This is a genomic window from Sandarakinorhabdus sp. DWP1-3-1 (assembly GCF_049896705.1).
Classification (GTDB): domain Bacteria; phylum Pseudomonadota; class Alphaproteobacteria; order Sphingomonadales; family Sphingomonadaceae; genus Sandarakinorhabdus.
The window spans coordinates 650,642-671,894 of the sequence record NZ_JAFCUV010000003.1 but is presented as its reverse complement, the minus strand read 5'-3'; the positions used below and the strand labels follow the sequence as shown (position 1 = coordinate 671,894).

At 66.4% G+C, this 21,253-nt stretch carries 19 protein-coding genes; 2 read left to right on the top strand and 17 right to left on the bottom strand.

Going from position 1 to position 21,253, the window contains the following annotated elements:
- The first annotated feature begins 118 nt into the window (after window positions 1–118).
- The gene (locus ACP7AI_RS16755) at window positions 119–2,098 is read left to right on the top strand and encodes a hypothetical protein (RefSeq protein ID WP_426169830.1); all 1,980 of its coding nucleotides are present in this window, start codon (window positions 119–121) and stop codon (window positions 2,096–2,098) included.
- A 43-nt stretch (window positions 2,099–2,141) separates the two neighbouring features.
- Here the strand turns inward: ACP7AI_RS16755 and ACP7AI_RS16750 are convergent, their stop codons facing one another.
- From ACP7AI_RS16750 to ACP7AI_RS16670, 17 genes are all read right to left on the bottom strand, one after another.
- Window positions 2,142–3,299 (bottom strand): pilus assembly protein TadG-related protein, encoded by a 1,158-nt coding sequence (locus ACP7AI_RS16750; RefSeq protein ID WP_426169827.1) that lies wholly within the window; start codon window positions 3,297–3,299, stop codon window positions 2,142–2,144.
- Window positions 3,289–3,729: a TadE/TadG family type IV pilus assembly protein gene (locus ACP7AI_RS16745; protein WP_426169825.1), complete on the bottom strand. Its 441-nt coding sequence runs from the start codon at window positions 3,727–3,729 to the stop codon at window positions 3,289–3,291. The genes ACP7AI_RS16750 and ACP7AI_RS16745 overlap by 11 nt, the downstream gene beginning before the upstream one ends.
- Window positions 3,726–4,169 (bottom strand): TadE/TadG family type IV pilus assembly protein, encoded by a 444-nt coding sequence (locus ACP7AI_RS16740; RefSeq protein ID WP_426169824.1) that lies wholly within the window; start codon window positions 4,167–4,169, stop codon window positions 3,726–3,728. Before ACP7AI_RS16740 ends, ACP7AI_RS16745 begins: the two co-directional genes overlap by 4 nt.
- Before the next feature lie 222 nt (window positions 4,170–4,391).
- The gene (locus ACP7AI_RS16735) at window positions 4,392–4,880 is read right to left on the bottom strand and encodes an A24 family peptidase (protein ID WP_426169821.1); all 489 of its coding nucleotides are present in this window, start codon (window positions 4,878–4,880) and stop codon (window positions 4,392–4,394) included.
- The gene (locus tag ACP7AI_RS16730; protein ID WP_426169819.1) at window positions 4,880–5,839 is read right to left on the bottom strand and encodes a tetratricopeptide repeat protein; all 960 of its coding nucleotides are present in this window, start codon (window positions 5,837–5,839) and stop codon (window positions 4,880–4,882) included. The genes ACP7AI_RS16735 and ACP7AI_RS16730 overlap by 1 nt, the downstream gene beginning before the upstream one ends.
- Window positions 5,836–7,137 carry a tetratricopeptide repeat protein gene (locus ACP7AI_RS16725; protein ID WP_426169816.1) on the bottom strand — a complete coding sequence of 434 codons (1,302 nt, stop codon included), beginning with the start codon at window positions 7,135–7,137 and terminating at the stop codon, window positions 5,836–5,838. Before ACP7AI_RS16725 ends, ACP7AI_RS16730 begins: the two co-directional genes overlap by 4 nt.
- 1 nt (window position 7,138) lies before the next feature.
- Entirely contained in the window at window positions 7,139–8,122 is a 984-nt protein-coding gene (locus tag ACP7AI_RS16720; RefSeq protein ID WP_426169813.1) for a type II secretion system F family protein, read from the bottom strand.
- A gap of 4 nt (window positions 8,123–8,126) precedes the next feature.
- Window positions 8,127–9,122: a type II secretion system F family protein gene (locus ACP7AI_RS16715; protein ID WP_426169810.1), complete on the bottom strand. Its 996-nt coding sequence runs from the start codon at window positions 9,120–9,122 to the stop codon at window positions 8,127–8,129.
- Window positions 9,119–10,558 (bottom strand): CpaF family protein, encoded by a 1,440-nt coding sequence (locus tag ACP7AI_RS16710; protein ID WP_426169808.1) that lies wholly within the window; start codon window positions 10,556–10,558, stop codon window positions 9,119–9,121. The genes ACP7AI_RS16715 and ACP7AI_RS16710 overlap by 4 nt, the downstream gene beginning before the upstream one ends.
- Window positions 10,555–11,727: an AAA family ATPase gene (locus ACP7AI_RS16705; protein WP_426169806.1), complete on the bottom strand. Its 1,173-nt coding sequence runs from the start codon at window positions 11,725–11,727 to the stop codon at window positions 10,555–10,557. The genes ACP7AI_RS16710 and ACP7AI_RS16705 overlap by 4 nt, the downstream gene beginning before the upstream one ends.
- A gap of 87 nt (window positions 11,728–11,814) precedes the next feature.
- A complete protein-coding gene (locus ACP7AI_RS16700; protein ID WP_426169803.1) occupies window positions 11,815–12,075 on the bottom strand; it encodes a hypothetical protein in 261 nt (86 codons plus the stop codon).
- 2 nt (window positions 12,076–12,077) lie between these two features.
- Window positions 12,078–13,550: a type II and III secretion system protein family protein gene (locus tag ACP7AI_RS16695; protein WP_426169800.1), complete on the bottom strand. Its 1,473-nt coding sequence runs from the start codon at window positions 13,548–13,550 to the stop codon at window positions 12,078–12,080.
- 5 nt (window positions 13,551–13,555) lie between these two features.
- On the bottom strand, window positions 13,556–14,437 hold the full coding sequence (cpaB, locus tag ACP7AI_RS16690) for a Flp pilus assembly protein CpaB (protein ID WP_426169798.1): 882 nt from the start codon (window positions 14,435–14,437) through the stop codon (window positions 13,556–13,558).
- A 368-nt stretch (window positions 14,438–14,805) separates the two neighbouring features.
- Window positions 14,806–14,976: a Flp family type IVb pilin gene (locus ACP7AI_RS16685; protein WP_426169795.1), complete on the bottom strand. Its 171-nt coding sequence runs from the start codon at window positions 14,974–14,976 to the stop codon at window positions 14,806–14,808.
- A 200-nt stretch (window positions 14,977–15,176) separates the two neighbouring features.
- Window positions 15,177–15,350 (bottom strand): Flp family type IVb pilin, encoded by a 174-nt coding sequence (locus tag ACP7AI_RS16680; protein ID WP_426169793.1) that lies wholly within the window; start codon window positions 15,348–15,350, stop codon window positions 15,177–15,179.
- Between the two features lie 399 nt (window positions 15,351–15,749).
- Window positions 15,750–16,802 (bottom strand): UDP-glucose 4-epimerase GalE, encoded by a 1,053-nt coding sequence (galE, locus tag ACP7AI_RS16675; RefSeq protein ID WP_426169790.1) that lies wholly within the window; start codon window positions 16,800–16,802, stop codon window positions 15,750–15,752.
- Between the two features lie 58 nt (window positions 16,803–16,860).
- Window positions 16,861–19,623: a TonB-dependent receptor gene (locus ACP7AI_RS16670; protein WP_426169788.1), complete on the bottom strand. Its 2,763-nt coding sequence runs from the start codon at window positions 19,621–19,623 to the stop codon at window positions 16,861–16,863.
- 160 nt (window positions 19,624–19,783) lie between these two features.
- Between ACP7AI_RS16670 and ACP7AI_RS16665 the strand changes: the two genes are divergently transcribed.
- Window positions 19,784–21,064, top strand: coding sequence for a cysteine desulfurase-like protein (locus tag ACP7AI_RS16665; RefSeq protein ID WP_426169785.1), 1,281 nt, complete (start codon window positions 19,784–19,786; stop codon window positions 21,062–21,064).
- The last annotated feature ends 189 nt before the right edge of the window (window positions 21,065–21,253 follow it).

The following is a 21,253-nucleotide window of genomic DNA, read 5'->3' as shown; positions in this document are numbered from 1 at the left end:
GCTTGTATCGATCCGGGTCGAGCGACGCTGGCCGTTGCAGGCGGCGTTGGCGCTTGCCGGCCTCTGGTTGGTCGCCGCTGTCCTGGGTGTGGCCCGTCAAGCGGCGCCATTGCCGGACATGGCGGCCGCGATCGTCCCGCCCATCGCGCTCGGCCTCGTGATCTATGGCCTGCTCGGCCCCGGCAGCCGGACATTGGCGCTGTCAGAGGTCGAAACGCGGCTCGCCGATGCCCGCGATCAGGTGTCGGGGCTCGAATTGGCGCTCGGGCGGGTCGATTCCGGCGTCCGCGATACCGCCGGGCAGTTGCGGGACCTCGCTGCCGTCGGTGCGGCCGCATTGCCGGCAATGGCCGCCGATGCCGAAGCGGTGCAGGCCGCGGCCGAACGCATTGCCAATTGCGGAGAGGCTGCGGACCGCGCCACCGCTGCGTTGCGGGCCGCACTGCCCGACATGGCGCGCACGGTGAGCAACGTCGGCGACACGTTGCGCGATGTCGGCGGCGAAAGCGCGACGCAACTGCGCGCGGTTGAAACGATGCTGGCTGCTGTCCAGGCGCGCAATCAAGAGGCTGCACGACAGGCCGACGCCGCCATCGCCAACATGGCGGCGCTGCTGGCGCGCATCGACGAGGCATCGACGCGCAACACAACGGCGCTTTCAAAGCGCGCCTTTGCGCTCGATGCGGCCGTCGATGGCGTACTCGAACGGTCGGCCAACGCCGTCGGCCAGATCAACGAGCAGGTCGACAGACAGATGCGCAGCTTTGCCGCCGGCATCGAGGAGACGGCGCGGCAACTGCAGATTTTCGGCGACGACGGCGCGCGCCTGTTCAACCAGCGGCTCGAGGCGCTGCTGAAGACCTCCGGCCAGCTGACCGCCGAGTTTGCCGCGCACGATGTCGGGGTGGCGACGCTTCATGGCGCCGCAACGGAACGGTTTGTCGATCTGAAGGACCGCCTGACCGCGCTGGATCACGCCGGCACGAGCACGCTCGACGACATCAACACGCGCCTTGCTGGTTTCCAGGACCGCGCGGCGACGCTGCAGGGGCTGCTCGACGCATCGCAGGCGACGCTGGCAGGTCTCGATGTCCAGTCCGGCAAGCTGGGCGGTACGGTCGCGGAAGTTCATGCCATTCTTGGCGAACGGCTCGACGAGACGCGGCAGTCGATCGCCGGGCTCGATGGCGAGACGCGGCAGATGCTTGATGCGGTCGCCCTGCTCGATAGCGCGGCGCAGGCCGGCGCCGCCGGCGTCGCCATTGCGGCGGCGGCCGTGACGGCCGAACGTAATGCCATCGTCGATCTCGCCGGCGCGCTCGGCTCGCACTTCGATGCAGCACGCTCGACCCTCGCCGATATTCACGAAGCCGGTGCGGCCGCAACGTTGGAAACGGCGGCCGGTTTCGCTGCGGAGCTGGCGCGTATCAGGGAGGTCGCGTCGAGCACGGCAGAGGCCATGCGCGGCAGTCTCGCGACCGTGATCGATGATGCGATGTCGGCGTTGCAGTTGGCCGCAAGCGGCGGCAGCGACGCCGCCTTCGGTGATCCGGTGCGTGCGCAACTTGTCGAAATCCAGGCGGCAACGACACGCGCGGCCGAAACCGGGCAGGAATTGTCGCGCCGCCTGGCAGCGCAGATGGTCAAGATGGTCGAGGCGGTGGCTGCCGCCGAAGCCCGGATCGACGACGTCGAAACGCGGTTCGCGCTGCGCGAGCGCAGCTCGCTGGCCGCGCAATCGATGCGGTTGATGGGCCAGCTCGATACCGCCTTGATCGATGTCGCGCGCCTGCTGGCATTGCCGGTCGGCGAGGACGAATGGGCGCGTTACTTGCGCGGCGATCGTGGCGCCTTTGCGCGAGCCGTGGTCCCTTTGCTCGATCGCGACATGTCTCGCCGGCTGGCGCGGCTGCAGACGCATGATGAGGCGTTCAAGACCAGCGCTGCCACCTATATCCAGGCCTTTGAGAGCATGATCAGCGGGCTGCTCGGGGATCGCGACGGGGAGGCGCTGGCAGCGACGCTGCTATCGTCCGACATGGGCAAAATCTATGTCGCCATCGCCGAGGCTGCCGAGCGCCTGCCTCCCAGTCGCTGAGGGCGTGGCCTGCTATTGGCGACTGCTTCCCGTTGCGACATGATTATTTGACGAGGCGGACGAACGCATCCCCGAGCTGCCCGCCCTTGGGGCACTTCATCAGCAGGCGAATATCGTCATAGTCCCGATCGGTCCAGGCCGGATCGGTCCAGCTGCCATTGGCGCCGACCTGCCCGGGGGGGCGATCCTCCCAGCCGAAATACATGAACTTGCCCGGGGCGCAGGCGCCAGTCGCGATATCCGGCGTACGGTCGCGACCCTTGCGCCCGATGAAGGCGGGCAGGCGGCTGTCGCACTGGTTGGCAGTGTCGCACAGGACGGTTTCCAGGCTGGCGAGGGTCAGCCCGTCAAAATGCTCTCTGGCGCCCTCGATCCGAGTGTCGGTGTAGTAATTGAACTCCGGACGCCCGGGCGCTGTGGCCGGGTTTGCCCAAAGGTTTGTCATGCTCTTGGCGTGCCGGATGTTGCGCAACCGGAAACTGATGCTCAGCCCCGCGGCGCGGCAATCGGGCCACACTGCCGTCACCGGCGGTGGCGTCGAGATCACGCCGCCGGTAACGGCGACAACATTATCCATGTTGTTGGAGATCAGCGTCATCTGCGACCGGCGCGTTTCGGGCGCTCCGGTGCCGGCATAATTATAGCAATAGGCGTAAATCTCATTGTAATCGCCAGCCTCGTTATCGAGATTTGTCGACTGCGGCGGCTCGTAATTGCTCGATTCGGGCTTCACCGCGATGGCGGTGACCGTGACCGTGTTGAAGAAATATGTCCCGAACGTCGACGTGAACTTGTTGCCGCGCCCTGGCGAACGCACCATCACGACCTTTACCGCGTTCGAATCCGGAGCGACCAACGGCGTGAAGCCGCCGACATTCTGATACTTGCCGACAGTGACATCGCTTGTCGTGATGGCGCCGGAAAGGGCCGTCGGCAGATTGAGCCGGCCATAGGTTACGGCGACGTTCGCAGGACTGCTGGTGACATCCTGTGCCGCCGCCAGCGCGGCGGCATCGGCCGCGGTCTGCAGTTCGTTTCGCGCCAATGCATAGCGGCTCATGTCAAAGCCAAAGCCGATTGCACCGATGAGGACCGGTGTCAGGATCATGAAGACCACGCCGGTGGCGCCCCGGCGAGAGCGCAACAAGCGTGCCAACGCGGATGGCGTTGCAGCGATGGCGGGGGTCGTGTCAGCCGTCATAGGGAAGTTCCTGCCGTACGATTACGGAAGTGGATAGAATCCAGGATGGTGCCAGTGTGAAATAGGGCAGCGGAGTCGCGGTGCGCACGGGCGCGGAAACAGTAATCCGCAGGCTGCTCTTGAGCGGGTTCGCGTTGACGATCGGAGTCGTCGTCACCGTCGCTGCATTGGCGACCCAAGCCGGCAATTTGCTTTTTACGGCAACTTCCGCCCCCGCCGCGTTCAGCGAGTTGACGCCGACTTGTCGGGCGGTGTTTGCCGCGGCGAAATGCATCGAGCCATAGGCGACGAAGACGAAACCGAATTCGATGATGGCGAACAGGACGAAGGTGAACATCGGCACGAGGAACGCGAATTCCACGGCAACGCTGCCGGCCCGGCCGAGCATGGGCCGGCGCAATCGCGCGGCAGCAAGGTGGCGCGCGATCATTCGACCTTCTGCGTCGTCGACGATTTCAGCAGGCAGCCGGGATAAAAATCCGTGATGACCTTCAGATTGCAGGGATAGGTCGCACGCACGGTCGCCGGCTGGCCGGAGGCCGTCGCCATGGCGGTCGCGCAAGCAGCGTTGCTGCCGCAGGTCGTGCCGTTGATGACGATGGTGACGGTGGTCTGGGCCGGCTTCAGACTGGGCGCCGCCTCGAAAAATGCGGCGCGTGCATCGGCCCAGATCGTCGCATTGGTACGGCCGACACCGATCAGGCGCGCCGCGCTCTTCGTCGCCGTGCTCAACACTTCCTTATGGTAGAAGGCGATGCCGAACTGCGTCGCTCCGAACAGCATCGTCAACATCAGGGTAAAAAGCAGCGCGAACTCGACAGCGACGGAACCGCGCCTGTCGGTCGACAGGCGGCTTGGTCTGGCTTCCATCTTACGTTGCGAACGCACTTGCAGACCACCCGATCAAACCCCCGCGACTCGCAAGCCGCAAAGGTAAACAAACGATGTATTTCGCTAACGAATTCGCAAAGCTGAGTCAATCGTTACGCTGCCAATCCCCGTCTTTAGTACCATAACGGTACCAAATCATGCGAGAATCTTGCGAAATTTACAGTCAAAAAGCCCGAATCAGCGGGCATCGCGAACAAGGTTTTAACCTATTGGCCACGCCGGCACTGCCCACCAGATCGTGCCTGCCGCGATCGCGACCGCGTAGGGCAAGGGTGCATCGCTGTGGAAAAGGCGCGGTAGCCGTTCAGGTTCGGCGAGCATGCGCCGGACGGCCAAGCGCGTTGCAAGCAGCACGAGCGCCAACAAGCCGCCCGCCAGCGCGGTGGCTGTCAGCTGCAGCGCGAGACCGTCGAGCGCTGTCCAGGCTGCCACCCCGGTCAACAACTTGATGTCGCCGCCGCCCATCCAGCCGCGGCTGAAGACGAACAGTCCGACCCCGAACACCAGTAGAACGGCGCCTAGATGCGAAAGCCAGTCGAAACCGGGGGTCGCCAGGCCATAGGCAATCGCCAATCCGACCAGCGCAATCGACAGCGCGTCGGGAATTTCGAACGTCGCGAGGTCGAACAGCATCGCGGCGACGACACAGCCGAGCGCCGCCATCGCCAGGAGGACGGGCAGCGACAGCATCAGCGGCGTGGGGTCGGGCCGGGCGTACGGTTGTCGCCCAGCACCAGATCCGGATCGAGCTGCGTTTGGCGATGGCTTTGGAGATACTCGATGTTGGCCCAGGCGACGCGATCGAACCGGGTACCGAGCGACATCGCCCGGTTGAAATAAGTCTCCGCCGCTTCGGTGTCGCCGCGGGCCATCGCGGCAAAGCCAACCGTGTTGAGGTCGTTGGCAAGCGTTTCCTTCGTCGAGCCGGAAAAGGCATCACGGTAGCGTCCCTGCATCGCACGAACGAAGCGCAGGTCGGTCTGGGTGGTGGTCGACGCGGGATCGATCGCCGCGGCGGCTGCCAGATCCACCTCTGCCTGGGCATAAAGCGCGCGCAGGCTGCGCGAATAGCCGCGATTGGTCAGCGCCGTGACCGATCGCGGGTCGATGGCCAGCGCTGCACCATATGCCTTTTCCGCCGTTGTCCAGTCCCGCTGGCGATCGGCGATGACGCCGCGCGCATTCCACGCACGCAACTGCCCGGCATCGGCGGCAAGCGCGGCCTCGATCGCCGCTGTCGCCGCCGGCAGGTTCCCCTGGCGAAGCCGTGCCAGCCCCAGTCCCTGCTGGGTACGGGCCGCCATTGTCGGTTCGGCAACGAGCTCGGTGAACTGAGCGACGGCACCGGCGATATCGCCGCTTGCCAGGGCGAACTCCGCGAGTCGTAGCTGAAGTTCGGGCGAGGGGTCGGTCGGTAGCGCACGGCCGATCATCGTGCGCGCGGCCGCCAGCCTGCCCCCGGCGATGGCGGCGTCGATTGCAGCGAGCATCGCGGCCCGCTGCTCCGGCGTCGCTGGCGTTGTGACGGGCGCCGGCGGCGCGACCGGCGCCGTTCTCGCGCTTGCCGTCGCGGGGTTGAGTGCGGTGATGGTGAGGATCAGGGCGACAACCCGGCGATACCGCCGCGGATGCGCGGGCCGTTCGATCATTTGGCGCGGATCCGCGCAATCAACGCTTCCAGTCGTGCGATCGCAGCCTGGCGATCGGCATCCGGATCGGCCACGAGGACGGCAACGTCGCCGCGCATTCGTGCTGCAAAACGGTTGAGCTCGACGACATCGCTGTCAAAGGCCGCAACGGCGGTCGACGCCGCCGGCATCGCGCCGGCCCGGGGCGGACCTGCAGTCGGTCGGTCGTTGCGTCGAGAGGACAGCAACCAGGCCGGCGCCCCTTCGCGACCGCGGCTGTCGGTGGCACCCGTCCGCGGCACCAGCAGCGGCGCGTCATCGCCGCGGCCGCCAGGTGTCGGCGCGACCGGGACGCTGCGGCTGCGACGACGCTGGGGTTCGGCAGCGGCCACCGTCCGCACATTCACCGGCGTCGTGCGTCCGGAATCGGGAACGTCGACGACTGGGTTGGCGGCGACGTGCGAGTGGGCGGGCTCGTCAAGCGCAAGCACTCCCGGCATCGACAGGGTCATGGTCCGCGACGTCGCCGGCGCGCTGGTGGAAAGATAGACGACGGCAGGCAGGTCGCCCGATGCGTTGCCTACCACGTCGCCGCCGCTGATCCGAACCATGTCGTCGGCCTGGCTCACCTGCGGGGCATCCCGGCGGGTGATGGTGACCAGCGCCGCGGCGTCGCCCAACGCTGCGACCAGTGCGCTGTCGGGCGCGGCAGACCCGAAGACCAGGCGCTGCTCGCCGCTCGCCAGCACCTCGATACGGGCGCCGGGGCTTGTCGCCTCGGCGCTGGCCTGTGACGCCCTGGTCGACCGCGCACTGGCGCGTGTGGCCGCGTCGCGCATCTGCACCGCCACCAGCGCCAGCACGCGCTGGCTGGCGGCACTCACCGCCGGGTCATCCGCCCCGCCGGCCCTTTGCAGCATCGGTATGGCGGCGGCAAACTGGCCCTGCAGATAGAGAGAATAGCCAAGGTTGTTGAGCACCAATGGCGAATCGGGATCGATGGCCAGCGCCGAATCATAATAACCGCGGCTGATGTCGAAGCGACCGAGCCGATCATAGCAGACGCCGAGGCCGTTGAGCGCATCGACCGACTGCGGCGCCTCGAGCAGCGCCTGGCGGAATGCTGCCATCGCACCGGTCACGTCGCCCGCGGCGAGCAAACCACGTCCGGTCTGGTACATGTCGCCGCTCGGGGCCGGCGTGTTGCGGGCGTTGATGCGCAGCCCTTCGGATACAATCGGCCGGGCCTGGGCGGCAGTGGCCTCAAGCAAGGCCATGCCGATGGCAGCGCCGGTGAATATCGTTTCGCTGCGGCCCATGCTATTTCTGCCCCGGCACGGAAACGCTGGTCTGGCCGCTGTCGGCCGCAAGCGCATTTTTCATGTTGATGATCGGCGGGATCAACAGCACCGCCAGCATGGTCGGCAGCAGGAACACCACGAGCGGTATCGACAGCAGCACCGGGATGCGATGCGCCTTTTCCTCGGCGCGCATGCGGCGCGCCTCGCGCATTTCGGCGGCATAGACCTTCAGCGCCTGGCCGATGCTGGCGCCCAGCCGGTCGGACTGGACGACCAGGGTGACGAAGGCGCCGATCTCCGGGATGGCGGTACGGCGGGCAAGTGTGCGCAGCGCCACTTCCCTGGTGCGTCCAGCGCGCAGTTCCAGCGAGACATTGGCGAACAGGCCGGCCAGCAGCGGATGGGAGCCGACGATTTCGGTTCCCACCCGGCTGAAGGCCGCATCGATCCCGAGCCCGGCTTCGACGCAAACCAGCATCAGGTCGAGCGTGTCGGGAAAGCCGTTGAGAATTTCATCACGGCGGCGTGATGCGCGGCCATTGACGATGTAGTTCGGCAGGTACAGCCCGACGACCGCGGAGCCGCCGAGGATCATGTAAAGGTTCTGCGGCGACGGCCAGTCGTTCAGCAGCGCGATGACACCCAGTGCCAGCAGCGGCAAGATCAGGGTCAGTACGGTGCGCAACAGCACAAAGGCGCGTGCCGCCCAGATCTGGTCGAATCCGGCCAGCATCAGCCGTTCGGCCAGGGCATCGCCGTTGGTATCGGTCAACGACAGGCCGCGGCGTTCGACCTCCTGGACCATCTTGGCCCAGACCGACTGGGTCTGGTCGGTCCGCAGGCTGCCGCTGCTGCTGCTGTTGTTGGACGTCGGCGCTGCGGTCGACAGGCGTTCGGCAATATCGACGCGGCGCCCGACCATGCTGCCCGCGGCCATCACGACCAGCACCACGGCCACGAAGATCATTGCCATGATAACCAGGGTCATCGGATCGCCGGTCATCGCATCAAACCTTGATTGCCACGATCTTGCGCATCAGCAGGATGCCGCAAGTGTACATTGTCAGGACGCCGATCACCGCCGGCAGGAACCAGGGGTCGTCGACGACGTCGAGATAGAAGGACGGCGTGCCGGCAAAGGTCATGATGAAGGCAAAGATCGGCAGGCCGCTCAGCATCATCCCGGTCATCTTGCCTTCGCTGGCCAGCGCGCGGACCTTCAGCACCATCGACGCCCGGTCGCGGATGACCTGCGACAGACCCTGGAGGATGTCGGCAAGGCTGCCGCCGGTTTCGGACTGGATCGCGACCGACACGACGAACATCTGGATGTCCTGGGTCTGCACACGGTGTGCCAGGTTGGCGAGTGCGTCACGCAGGTTGTAGCCATAGTTCATTTCGGCGACGACCAGCCCGAATTCCGACGAGATCGGATCGGGAACCTCGGTCACCAGCAGCTCGAGCGCGCTGGTGACCGGATAGCCGGCGCGCAGGCCGCGGACGAAAATGTCGAGCGCGGTCGGGAACTGCGCCTCGAACAGCTTGATGCGCTTGGTGGCGCGCACGTTGATGTACATGATCGGCAGCACGACGCCGATGGCGACTGCGAAGATGACGATCAACAGATAGGCGGCAAAGGACTGGATCTGCCCCGAGATGCCGCCCAGGATCGGGAAAAGCACGCCGACCGTGACCGTCGTCGACCCCATGATGGTCAACAGCCGCGGCACGCTGGTCTTCATCCCGGCCTGGCTGAGGCGGTTCTCGAAATAGCGGAACAGCCCCGGCAACAGCGATGCCGAGGCATTGGAGGTGTCGCGGCGCAGCGACGCCAGGATTTCGGAGTTGGTCGCGCCGGCGGCGAGCAGCTGCATGCGCTTGCTGACGCGGGACTGCGGCCCCTTCACGTCGCGCCAATAGATGAAGATGCCCTCGGTCAGCAGCACCACCGCCAGAAAGACGACAGCATAGAAGATCAGGGTGGGATCGAAATAGCTGCTCATGCCGGTGGCGTCTTCGCGCGATAGGGGTCGAAAAGGCTCGACGGCAGGTGGATGCCGCGGGCATTCAGCACTTCCATGAACTTGGGCCGGATGCCCATGGCGCGCATCTCGCCGAGCACTTCGCCATTGGGGCCGAGGCCTTCGCGAACGAACTTGAAGATTTCCTGCATCAGGATGATCTCGCCTTCCATGCCGGTCACTTCCGCGATCGACGTCAGCTTGCGGCGCCCGTCGCTCAGGCGTTCCAGCTGCAGCACGACATGGATGGCCGATGCGATCTGGGCGCGCGCCGATTTCGGTGAGATATCGATGCCGCTCATGCCGATCATCTGTTCGACGCGGCTCAAGGCGTCGCGCGGCGTGTTGGCGTGGACCGTCGTCATCGAGCCGTCATGGCCCGTGTTCATCGCCTGCAGCATGTCGAACGCCTCGCCGGAACGGATCTCGCCCAGGATGACGCGATCGGGGCGCATGCGCAGCGCGTTCTTGACAAGGTCACGCTGGTTGACCTCGCCGCGGCCCTCGATATTGGCCGGGCGTGTTTCCAGGCGGACGACGTGGCGCTGCTGCAGTTGCAGTTCGGCCGAATCCTCGATGGTCACGACACGCTCGTGCTCTTCGATCGATGCCGACATGGCATTCAGCATCGTCGTCTTGCCCGACCCGGTACCGCCGGCGATCAGCACGTTGCGCCGGCTGGCAACGACGCCGCGCAGCACCTCGGCGCATTCGGCCGGCATCGAGCCGAGTCCGACAAGCTTGTCCATGTCGATCGGCGTCTTCGAAAACTTGCGGATCGACAGCACCGGGCCGTCGAGCGCCAGTGGCGGAATGATCGCATTGATGCGGCTGCCATCGGCAAGTCGGGCGTCGACCATCGGCGAGGATTCATCGACGCGGCGGCCGACGCGGCTGACCATCTTGCCGATGATGCGCAGCAGGTGCGCATCGTTGGCGAAGCGGGTGCCGACTTCCTCGATCTTGCCGCGACGTTCGATGAACACCATCGTCGCCGAATTGACCATGATGTCGGAAATCGTCGGGTCCTTGAGCAGCGGCTCGAGCGGCCCCAGGCCGAGCAGTTCGTCGAGGATATCTTCCACAAGCTGGCGGCGCTCGGTCATGTTGAGCGCGTGATTGATCTCCTTCAGCATGTCGGTGACGATATCGCCGATATCGCGGCCGACCTGCTCTCGGCTCATCGTTTCGAGCGCGGCGAGGTTGATGCGCTCGATCAGCTTTTGGTGCAGCGTCACCTTCAGCTCGGTATAGCGGTCAAGCCGTTGGGCATCGATCGCCGCCGGCTTGGGCGGCGGTGCCTTGGCAACCGGCGTCGGCTCCGGAGCCGCAGCCGGCTTGGGCGGCGGCGCTGCCGTGGTTGTCGTGTCGCTGACGCCTGCGGCCGCCGGCGTGCCTCGCTTGGTCGGCCAGATCATCGCGGCGCCGCCTGTTCGGCGCCGATCATCGCGCTGAGATCGGCGACCATTGCCCGCATGTCCTTTTCGATGCGCGATCGCACCTTGATGGACCCTATGGCCTTGCCTTCATCGATCGCGGTGCTGATCGTCGGGTAATCGTTGGCGACCGGAAAATTGACCTTGCGGCGCAGAACCGTTTCGGCCTGCGACAGGTCGGCCTTGCCGAACATCGGGGTCACGATGCGGTTGAGCACCAGCCGCACCCGATCGCCGAGGTCGTTGGCCTCGAGCACCTCGATCTGGCGTCGCGCCTGGTGCACGCCCGGCACGGTCAGCCCGGCGATGAGGCAGATGGCGTCGGATTTTTGCAGCGCGCTCAGCGACCAGCTGATCCAGGCGCCGGGCAAGTCGACGAGGACGACGTCATAGGATTGTGCGGCGAGATCGAGCAGGCGTTCGACGAACTCCGGCGTCAGCGCATCGAGCGGCATCATGTCGCGAGGGCTGGCGATGACGCTGAGACCCGACACATGCCGGTCGGCCACCGAGCGCAGGAATTCGGCATCGAGACGGTCGCCGGCGTCGAGCAGGTCGGCCAGTGTCAGCTGCGGCTTGAGGTTGAGATAGAGCGCGGCATTGCCGAACTGCAGGTCGAGATCGATGAGGCAGACGCTCTGTTTTTCGGCCCAGATCAGGGCGGCCTGGCTGGCAACGGCGGTGGTGCCGACCCCGCCGAGCGCGCCGACGAACGTCAGGATGCGACCGCCGCGCATGCGCGCCTGCGGCTGGACCTGGAGCATCTGGTGGCGACCCGTCTCGATCGCCTGGTGCAGCTCGTCGGGCGTGAACGGCACCGGCAGGACATCGACCGCGTCGGAGCGCAGGATCTTGCGGGTCAGCGCGACGGTGAGCCCGCTCACCGCGGCGATGACGGGCAGGTGGTTGCGATGCGCCTGGACGAACCGTTCGAATTCCTCGAACTCGCGGGGATTTTCGGCGTCGAACTGGGCAATCAGCACATCCGTTGCCCGCAACATCGGCCCGTTGCTGGCAAAGCCGGCCAGTGTGCCGGCAAAGATCCTGACCGATGTGTCGGGCAACGCGAGTCGGGATTCGTCGAGCAGGGCGGCGGTTTCCGGATCGAGCACGATCGTGACTCGCAGGGCCGGGCTTGCAGGCTCCAGCACCTTGTCAGTAGCAGGCGTCGTGGTCCGACCTAACACGATAGCTCTCCGATAAATCTCACCCGACTTGTAACGGTTGCTGACCAAATGTCATTGCGGCGAACCACCACCCATTGTGTTCCTGCTGCCGGTCGAATCCGGTTTTTTCACCGTGCCGGCCAGATAGCGCTTGTAGGCTTCCGCACTTCTATGACCGTTGCCGCCTTCGATGGGCACGCCGGCGTACTTCGGTGTCATGTCGACCGTTTGCACGGCGACATTGTGGTCGACAGCATTGCCCAAATCCATGGTTTGGGCGCACGCGCCGACCGTCAGCAATGGCAGCAGCGCAAGGATGTTCTTCGTACGCATGCTTACCTCACGATATGGCCGAAGTCACCGGCAACACCGCCGGGCCGGGGGCCGCCTGTCACCGGCCCGATGGTGCGTTGCGGTACGCCGACCTCGCTCTTGCCGTTGATGAAAAGGTCGACATCGCTCGGTTCGAGGACGCGATCGATCGGCGACGCCAGCGCACCCGGTGCAACCGGGCGCACGATGCGCGGGGTGACGATGATCACCAGTTCGGTTTCGTTCTTGCGGAACTGGGTCGACCGGAACAGCAGCCCGAGAATCGGAATCTTGCCGAGCAGCGGGACCGCGTTGATGGTATCGGAGAAATTGGACTGGATCAGCCCGGCGATCGCCAGTGACTCGCCGTCCCGCAGCTCGAGCGTGGTGCGTGCACGCCGGGTGCGCAGGCCAGGCACCGTCAGCGCGCCGACGGTTATGCCGGCGGCGCGATCGAGCTCGCTCACTTCCGGGGCCACGATTAGGTTGATCAGCCCGTCTTCGAGCACAGTCGGCGTAAAGGCCAAGCTGACGCCGAACTGCTTGAATTCATAGGTGACTTGGCCGGCCTGGGACAGTTGCGACGGCACCGGAAATTCACCGCCGGCAAGGAAGCTCGACGTTTCGCCCGACAGCGCCATCAGATTGGGCTGCGCGAGGGTGCGGACGAGGCCCTTCTGCTCGAGCGCGTCGATCTGGAAGGAAATACCGCCCGGGAACGAGAAGCCCGCGGTGAAGTTGCCGGTGCCGCTGCCGGGCGCAAAGATCTGGCCGGCGCCGGTGCCGTTGACGAACGACACGTTGTTGATGCCGAGTTGCTTGACCGTCGATCGCGACATCTCGGCAAAGCGGACTTCCAGCAGGACCTGCTGGGGCGAACCGACCGACAGCATGTTGACCGTCTTTTTCGGCGCATAGGTTTCAGCGATCGTCATGGCGCGATCGGCGGCAGCCGCGCTGCTCACCTTGCCTTCGAGGACGAGGTTGTCGTTCGACGTTACCACGCCGATCGATTCGGTCGGCAGCAGTTCGGCAAGCTTGCGCTTCAGGCCCTGGGCATCGGGGCCGACGACGACGTCGATGACGGCCAGGATGCTGCCGCGTCGGTCGATCAGCGTGACGTTGGTCGAGCCGATGGACTTGCCGAGAATGTAGACCGAGTTTTGCGAGACCGGCACGATGTCGGCGATGTCGGCATTCCCGACCACCGCCTTGGCCAGCGCGCGGTCGACGCGCAGGGTCTGCGACTTGTTGATCGGCACCGACATCACGGCGCCGGTGCGGGCATCGATCGTGTTGCCATAGTTGATCGCTGCTTCGGCCGGTAGCGGCCGCGGTGCCGGCCGGCCGCGCGCCGGCTTGGCTTCGGCAGGTGCGCCGCCCAGCAACAGGATCACGGCGGCGGCGCCCAGCAGGCCCCAGCGCTGCGTCAGTGCCATCGCGACGGCGAGGCGGGCGACCTGGGGAGAATTCGACTGCACGGTCAAGTTGCTCATGTCGATCATGACCCCGAAGGCACGGAATAGCGGGTGGATGCGGCGCCGCGGAAGACTTCCATCGACGGGCCCGACGGGCGCGGCGCGGCCGCCGGACCGGCAACCGGACCGGCCGGCGCGGCAGCCGGTGCCGCAGCAGCCTGGCGCTTCAGCACGCGTGTCACGGTGCCGTCGTTGAGGTCGAAGATCTGCGCGGTCTCGAGCCGCAGCCGGCTTTCGTCACCGATGTTGCGGAGCGTGAGCGACAGGCTGCCGACGCTTTGCGCCAGCGCCAGCTTCTGGGCCTGCAGCGGCGTCACCTCGATGGTCGCGGTGCGCGTGATCTCGGGCTTGTCCTTGCCGACATTGCTGTCCTGGCCGACGGCGAGGACGCGCACATTCTGCATAAGCACGTCGGTGTAGGGCAGGCTGTCACCGTCGGCCGGACGGGTCAGAAAGACGTCGACCCGATCGCCCGGCGCCACGAAGCCGCCGGCCGCCGACGATTCGGAGATCGGGACCGAAGCGGCCCGCATCGTCGGGCCGAGCATGCTCGAAGCGCTGAGCCGGCTGACCTTGCCGGACAGCGCGCTGACCGTGACCAGTTCGTTGGTGTCGATGGCGCGCAGGGCGACCTTGTCGTTGTCGCCGACGGCCTCCACGATGCGCTGGAAGGTGCCGGGCGGCAGGGCCGCGGCCGGAAATTCCACCACCTTGAGCTTTTCGGCGGTGATCTTTTCACCGAAGGCGAAGGGCGCCGAGGCAACGACGGCGGATACGGTCTGGACCGCGACACTGCCGGCAGGTTGCTTGTTGGGGTCCGGCAGCAGGAACATCCGCGCCAGGAAAACCGCAAGCATGCCGAGCACGACGGCGGCGACGAGCATCATGATCGATGATCTACGCATCGTACGTTCCCATGATAGCGGATCGGGCAGGAGCAGACGCATCGGAACTCACAACGACCCGGCCCGCCGAAGCTTGCGCGATCGTGCAGCGGCTGCTGCGACCTGGCCCGACCGGGCGAGCGGCGTCGTAGCGCGCTGGTCCCACCGGACGACGTGGTTGCGGTTCAATAATGATCTTCACTCCGTAGCAGTTGCTGGCGGGATCGTTTCTGATCCAGCGCACATCCTGCACGCCCCTCCGAGAAAGTCTTAATAATCTATTAACCTATCGGACATTCTTCAATATCCGTGTGATGTCAAGCGACGCGACGGATTACCGGATGTCGATACGTGCCGGCGTCTGTCGCTGGCATCATCGACAGCGTCGATCAGCTTGCGTTCGAAATGCGAGTGCCGGCTGCACTCAGCCGGTCGTTCACCGTCGTCCCGAGGCGCTGGCCTCCGGCAATGATCGCTATGCAGATCAGGGCCAGGAGGAGCGCATATTCGGACGAACTCGCCCCCCGGCGTTCATTCCAAAAACCATGGAAGAATGTCATTGTCTGATGCCCCCGCGTGCCGCGCATGGCCGCCGTCGAACGATGTCTCAGCCTTCACGATCCTGGCGGCAGGCCAATGCGGCTATCGCGTGGCCATGCGTCAACGTGCTGGTTTCGAACGTTCTCGGGCTCACCGGCGGCGAACAACGCCGCAATGGTCGAGGCCCGCCGCTGTTACCAGCCGCGGGCCCCGCGCATCATTACGAAGCGTTCGAGATCGTCGTGGCGGTGGCCGACAGACGGTTGTTGATCTGCGTGCCGAGACGGCTGGCGCCGGCGATGATGGCCACGCCGACGAGCGCGATGATCAGCGCATATTCAGCGGCCGAAGCGCCCGAGTTGTCCTTCTTCAGATTGCGGAGATTCTTGATCATAGCCCTGTTCCCTCTGTTGTCGGCGTGATGCCGGATGATGCCTTGTTGCCCGGACGACTCCGGATAACGAGACAAGGACCGCCGATATTTAGGGAGGATTGAATGAACAGCTCGCGCCCCCCCGAGCGACAACCCTTAAGGCTCAATAACAAACCGGATAAAAAGACACAACATTAAAAGGAGCTTGAGCCCGACAGTTCACATTCGACGTTACATGATAGTGTCTGCGACGACCTCACATTAACTCTATGGGATGGCATGCAGGCTTTTGATATGGCTTCATAATCCATGACCGAATGCCTGCTCCCGAACGACGATCGTTAAGACGCGGGGCGGGCCGTCGAGTTTGCAATCCGACCCGCGAATCGGGCCGAATCGTTTGCCCGCAGGGCGCGACGGTTAACGGTTCGGCCCGCTCCCGGCCTGCGCCTGCCTGGCCCGTTCCCAGCCGAGCGCGTGGCCGACGATAGCTTCGATATCGTTAAATCGAGGCATCCAGCCGAGCGCCGTGGCGGCGCTGGCGTCGGCAACCAGCCGGGCCGGATCGCCGGCGCGGCGCGGGCCCACGACATGGGGCAGCGGCGTCCCGGCGACGCGGCCCAGCGCGTCGAGAACCTCGATCACGCTGCGGCCCTCGCCATAGCCCAGGTTGAAGACATGGGTGGCGCCGGGGGTCGCGAGACAGGTGCGCAGCATGAGCACATGCGCCTCGGCAACGTCGCTGACATGGACATAATCGCGGATGCCGGTGCCGTCGGGGGTCGGGTAATCGTCGCCGAAGATGGTGAAGCTGTCGCGCAAGCCGGTGGCGACATGGCTGGCGATCTCGATCAGGTGATGGGGATGGTGGCTGTTCTGGCCCGATCGGCCCTGGGGGTCGGCGCCGGAGACGTTGAAGTAGCGCAGGATGCCCACCGACATCCTGCCATCGGCGGCGACGATGTCGCGGAGCATCTGTTCGGCCATGGCCTTCGACCAGCCATAGGGGTTGATCGGCGCGATCGGCGCGGTTTCCGACAGGGCGTCGCCTTCGGGTTCGCCGTAGACGGCGGCGGTGGAGCTGAACACCAGCGCGCCGACACCGCTGCGGGCGGCGGTACGGCCCAGCGCCAGCGTCTCCACGACGTTGTTCTGGTAGTAATCGGCCGGCTGGCTGACGGAATCGCCGACGCTGATGCTGGCGGCGAAGTGCATGATCGCACCGATATCTTCCCGCGCGATGACGTCGGCGACGAGGCTTTCGTCGCCGGCGCGGCCCTGCACGAACACCGCGGCGGGGGGGACCAGCAGCGTCGAACCTGTGGTCAGGTCGTCGAGAATGACGACCTTGTGGCCGCGGTCGAGCAGCGCCAGTGCCGCATGGCTGCCGATATAGCCGGCGCCGCCGGTGATCAGGACGGGCGGCAGGGCGGATTCGTCGACCTGCGGCAGCAGCGTCACGGTCTCGGGCATGGTTTACTCCATCAGGGCGGTGATATCGCGGACGGTCGCCGCGCTATCACGCGACCCGTCAGAAGAATAGTTTACGCAAAGACAGCGTCACGGTTCGACCGGTCGCGTCGACAAGGTCGCGTTGATAGTTGATCGGCACGGTGCCGCTGCGGTCGCGGACGTTCAGCCGGGCGTCGCTGAGGTTGTTGATGGCGAGGCTGATGCGGCTGCCGCGCAGCCAGGGGGCACGCCTGACCAGGTCGGGGCGCTGGCCCAAATCGGCGAACAGGCGCAGGTTGAGCGTCGTCAGGCCCGAAAAGCGCAGGTCACCGGGGGCCACGGTGGCGCCGCTGGGGTCGGCGAGGACCTGGGTACCGCTCTGCCAGTTGAGCCCCAGGCGGGCGCCAAGGCCGCTTTTGCCGACGCCGGCGCGCAATTCGATCTCGTGGCGGGGCTGGCCGCCGCCGCTACCGGTCGCCGAACCGTTCAGAAGGTCGAGAACCGGGCCGCCGTCGCGGATCAGGATGCGCTCGGTCAGGTGCCAGGTGTGGAACAGCGACAGCTGGAAACGGCCGTCGAGGCCGCCGCGGCCGCCGCCCCCGCCACCGAAACCGCGGCCGCCGCCGGGGCGGCCACCGGGCGGGCGGTCGCCCCCTGCCGCAGCGGGCCCGCCCGGCGCCCCGCCGGCGGCGTTGCGGCGCGCCTCGAAGGCGGCACGGCGGGCGGCGGCGGCTGCGAGTTCGGCGGCGCTGGCCTTCAGCGGCTGCGAAAAAGTCAGGCCCCAGCGCAGTTCCTCGCGGTCGGAACGGGCGAAATTGACCGGCCGATTGTCGATCGACAGCAATGTGCCGGCGGCATCGCGAGTGAAGCGTTCGGGAAAGGCTGCCTCCAGCTCGGCGGTGGCGGTGGGGAAACCGGCGATCGGGTTGTCGATCCGGCTCTTGTTGTAGTTGGCGGTCAGCGTCACGTCGCGGGTGTCGAAGGGCTTGAAGGTCGCCCCCAGCTTGAAGACGCGGCGGCTGTCGGCGACCAGATTGGGGTTGCCGCCGTCGATCCGGCTGATGTCGGCGGTGGTGCCGGTGCGGAAATCGAACACCCGGACGTTGGGGGTGAGCAATTGCGGGTTGCCGAGCTGCTGGATCGTCGGTGCGCCCTGCTGGTTGGTGACCGATGCGATCAGGGACAGCGTCGCTGACGGCTTCCAGTTGAAGCCATAGCCGGTCGTCGTCAGCGTACCGAAGTCGGACAGGCGGTCGACGGCGATGTTGAAGTTGACCGAAAGGTCGCCGATCGCCGCCAGCACATCGTTGCGCCGGCTGGTCAGCGGCAGGTCGAAACTGCCCTGGAAATTGCCCTGGGTGCGGGACAGGTCGGTGATCCGGTCGATGCCGGCGCGGGTCGAATCGCTGCGCAGCGCCAGCGACTGGGCGCCGGCCTTGATGCTGGCGGACAGCGATCCGGCGGGAACCGCCAGCACGGTGCCGCTGGCAACCACCTGCAGATCGCCGTTGTCGGTGTTGGTGCGGGCGCGATCGCGCAGAAGCCCGCCGTCGAGCGCGGTCGGGCCATAGGGGTTCAGCGTCGGGTCGCCGGCGAGAATCCGGGCCTGGGCGCCGGTCACGTCGATGCCGCGGTCGGTCAGCGTGTCCGATTCGGCATGGTTGTAGTTGCCGGTCAGCGTCCATTGCCAGCGGGCGACGCTGCCGTTGAGCGCCAGCCCGGCGCGGCCGGTCCAGCTGTCGTTGGCCTGCACCAGCGCGTCGGGGCCATAGCGGAACAGGCCGACATTGCCGGCGAAGGGTGAAAACGGGCTGCCGGCGGGCAGGGTGAGGGTGACACCGGGCAGGCCGACGCGGCTTTCGGTGCGCGTCGCGGTCAGGCCGCCACTGAACGTCGCCGCGATATCGCCGAAGACGCTGGTGGCGTAGCTGCCGGCCAGCGACAGGGCGCGGTTGTCGGGCAGCAGCGTGCGATAGGGCGTGACATCGGTGACATTGGCGGCGTTGGCGCCGGCGGCGAAGCCGGACAGCGTCGGCGCGGCGGTGGCGGCACCGGCGGGCACCCCGGCAACGGTGACCGGGGCGCCGGCGAGAGCGCTCAGCGCCGGGTCGATCTCCCCACCAGGCACCAAAGCGGCGATGTTTCCGGCGAGGTCGAAGGGGCGGCGCGGGCTTCCGCTGCGGATATCGCGGTCGCTTTCGAACAAGGCGGTGTCGCGGACGATCTCGGCCTCGATGCTCAGCCGTTTGCCGTCGCGGATGCGGAGCCAGTTGGCCTCGATTTCATAGTTCTGGCGGTCGCCGCCGGTGGGCCCGCCGACGTCGATTTCACCCGTCACCGCGCCAAAACGCTCGCGCAGCACGAAGTTCACCACCCGCTGGTCGGCGGCATAACCGTATTTCAGCGCGACTTCCTCGGGCAGGATGTCGACGCGCAGCAGGGCCTCGGGGGGCAGGTTGCGGATCTCGGCAAAGCCGGCGATGCGGCGGCCGTTGAGCAGCACGACGGGCTGTTCGCCGCCGCGACCGCGGCCGCTGCGCACCTGGGGGGCGAGTTCGTTGAGCAGGTCGGCGATGCTGCCGGCGCCGATGGCGCGGATATCGGCGGCGCGGAACGTCACTTCGGGGGGAATATCGCCGAGCACGGCGCCGCGTTCGCGGGCGCCGTTGACGACGATGACCTCTTCCTCGACGGCGTCGCCATCGCCGCCGCTGGGGGCGGCGTTCTCCGGCTGCTCGGCGGGGACCGGAACCGGGGCCGTCGCCTGGGCGCGCAGCGGGGTGGCGAGGGTCAGCGCGGCGAGAATCGAAGCCGAGGCAAGACGGGCAGGGCCTGTGGTCACGCCATTCCTTTGGGTAAATCTGCGGTGTTGTGCGGTCGGATAACGCATGCGAGGCGGAAAATCCCCCGTTGCGATGCCGAAATGCCCGGCTGCGACAATCGTTGCGGTGGGCGTTGCGAGCCAGTTGCTACAGGCGCCGGCGCGCGGCTAACGTCGGCGCATGCATAATAGTTTTCCCATCGATGCCGTCCGCGCGGCGTTTCCGGCGCTTGCCCTGACCGATGGCGGGGTAGCGCGCGGCTATTTCGATGCGCCGGCGGGCACCCAGGTGGCCGGGCGGGTGGTCGACGCGATGGGGCGGGCGATGGTGGAGGTCTGCGCCAACGACGGCGGGGCGTTCCGCACCTCGCAGGCGGCGAGCGCCATCGTGGTGGCGGCGCACCGGGGAGCCGCGGCGCTGTTCAATTGCGACCCCGACGAGATCGTTTTCGGGCTGAACACCACGTCCCTGTTCTACCAGTTTGCCGCGCTGTTGTCGCGCGACTGGCAGGCCGGTGACGAGATCGTGCTGACCCGTATGGATCACGACGCCAATGTGTCGCCCTGGCTGCAGGCGGCGGCGGATCGCGGCGTCAGCGTGCGCTGGCTGGAATGGGACCCGGAGACCTTCGAGTTCCGCTATGACATGCTCGACACGCTGATCGGCGCGCGGACGCGGCTGGTGGCGGTGGGCCAGGCGAGCAATTTCCTCGGCACCATCAACGATGTCGCGCGGGTCTGCGCCGCGGCGCGGGCGGTCGGCGCGGTGTCGGTGGTCGATGCGGTGCAGTCGGCGCCGCATATTCCCATCGATGTGCGGGCGATCGGCTGCGATATATTGTGCGCCTCGGCGTATAAATATTTCGGGCCGCATGCCGCGACCTTGTTCCTGGCGCGCGATCTGCAGGCGAAGCTGCGGCCGTGGAAGGTGCGGCCGTCGGTGGAATCCATGCCGACACGCTTTGCGCCGGGCACGCCGAGCTTCGAGGCGCAGGCCGGCACGCTGGCGGCGATCGAGCATTTCGCCTGGATCGGCAGCGAATCGGGCGGCGCCGTGGCGGATGCGCCGCTGCGGACGCGGCTGCTGGCGGGGTTCGACGCGGTGGTGGCGTATGAGACGGACCTGATGCGGCAGTTCCTGGGCGGCCTCGCGACGCTGCCAGGGGTGACGCTGCACGGCATCGGAAATGCCAACCGGCTGGCGTCGCGGGTGCCGACCTTTACCTTCAGCATCGCCGGGCATGATGCGCCGGCGGTGGCGCAGGCACTGGCGGACCGCAACATCTTCTGCTGGGCGGGCTACTTCTACGCCTGGGAGCCGGCGACGGTGCTGGGTCTGCGCGAGGGGCCGGGGGCGGTGCGGATCGGGCTGTCGCATTATAATAGCGCGGCGGAGGTCGATGGGCTGCTGGCGGCGCTGCGGGAGATTGTCGGGGTCGCCGTACCTGTCACCCCGGCGTAGGCCGGGGCCCATGAATCACGCGCTTGGCTGATTTCGCGCCCGCGTGCCGACGGGCGGTGGGCCATGGGCCCCGGCCTACGCCGGGGTGACAGTGCAAAGCGCGGGCTTGCGATGGAACAATATCGAGACAATTCCGCGGCTTGAAGACCGTTTCTGGTGTCGCTCTGCAGCGATTTTTACCATCGGTCC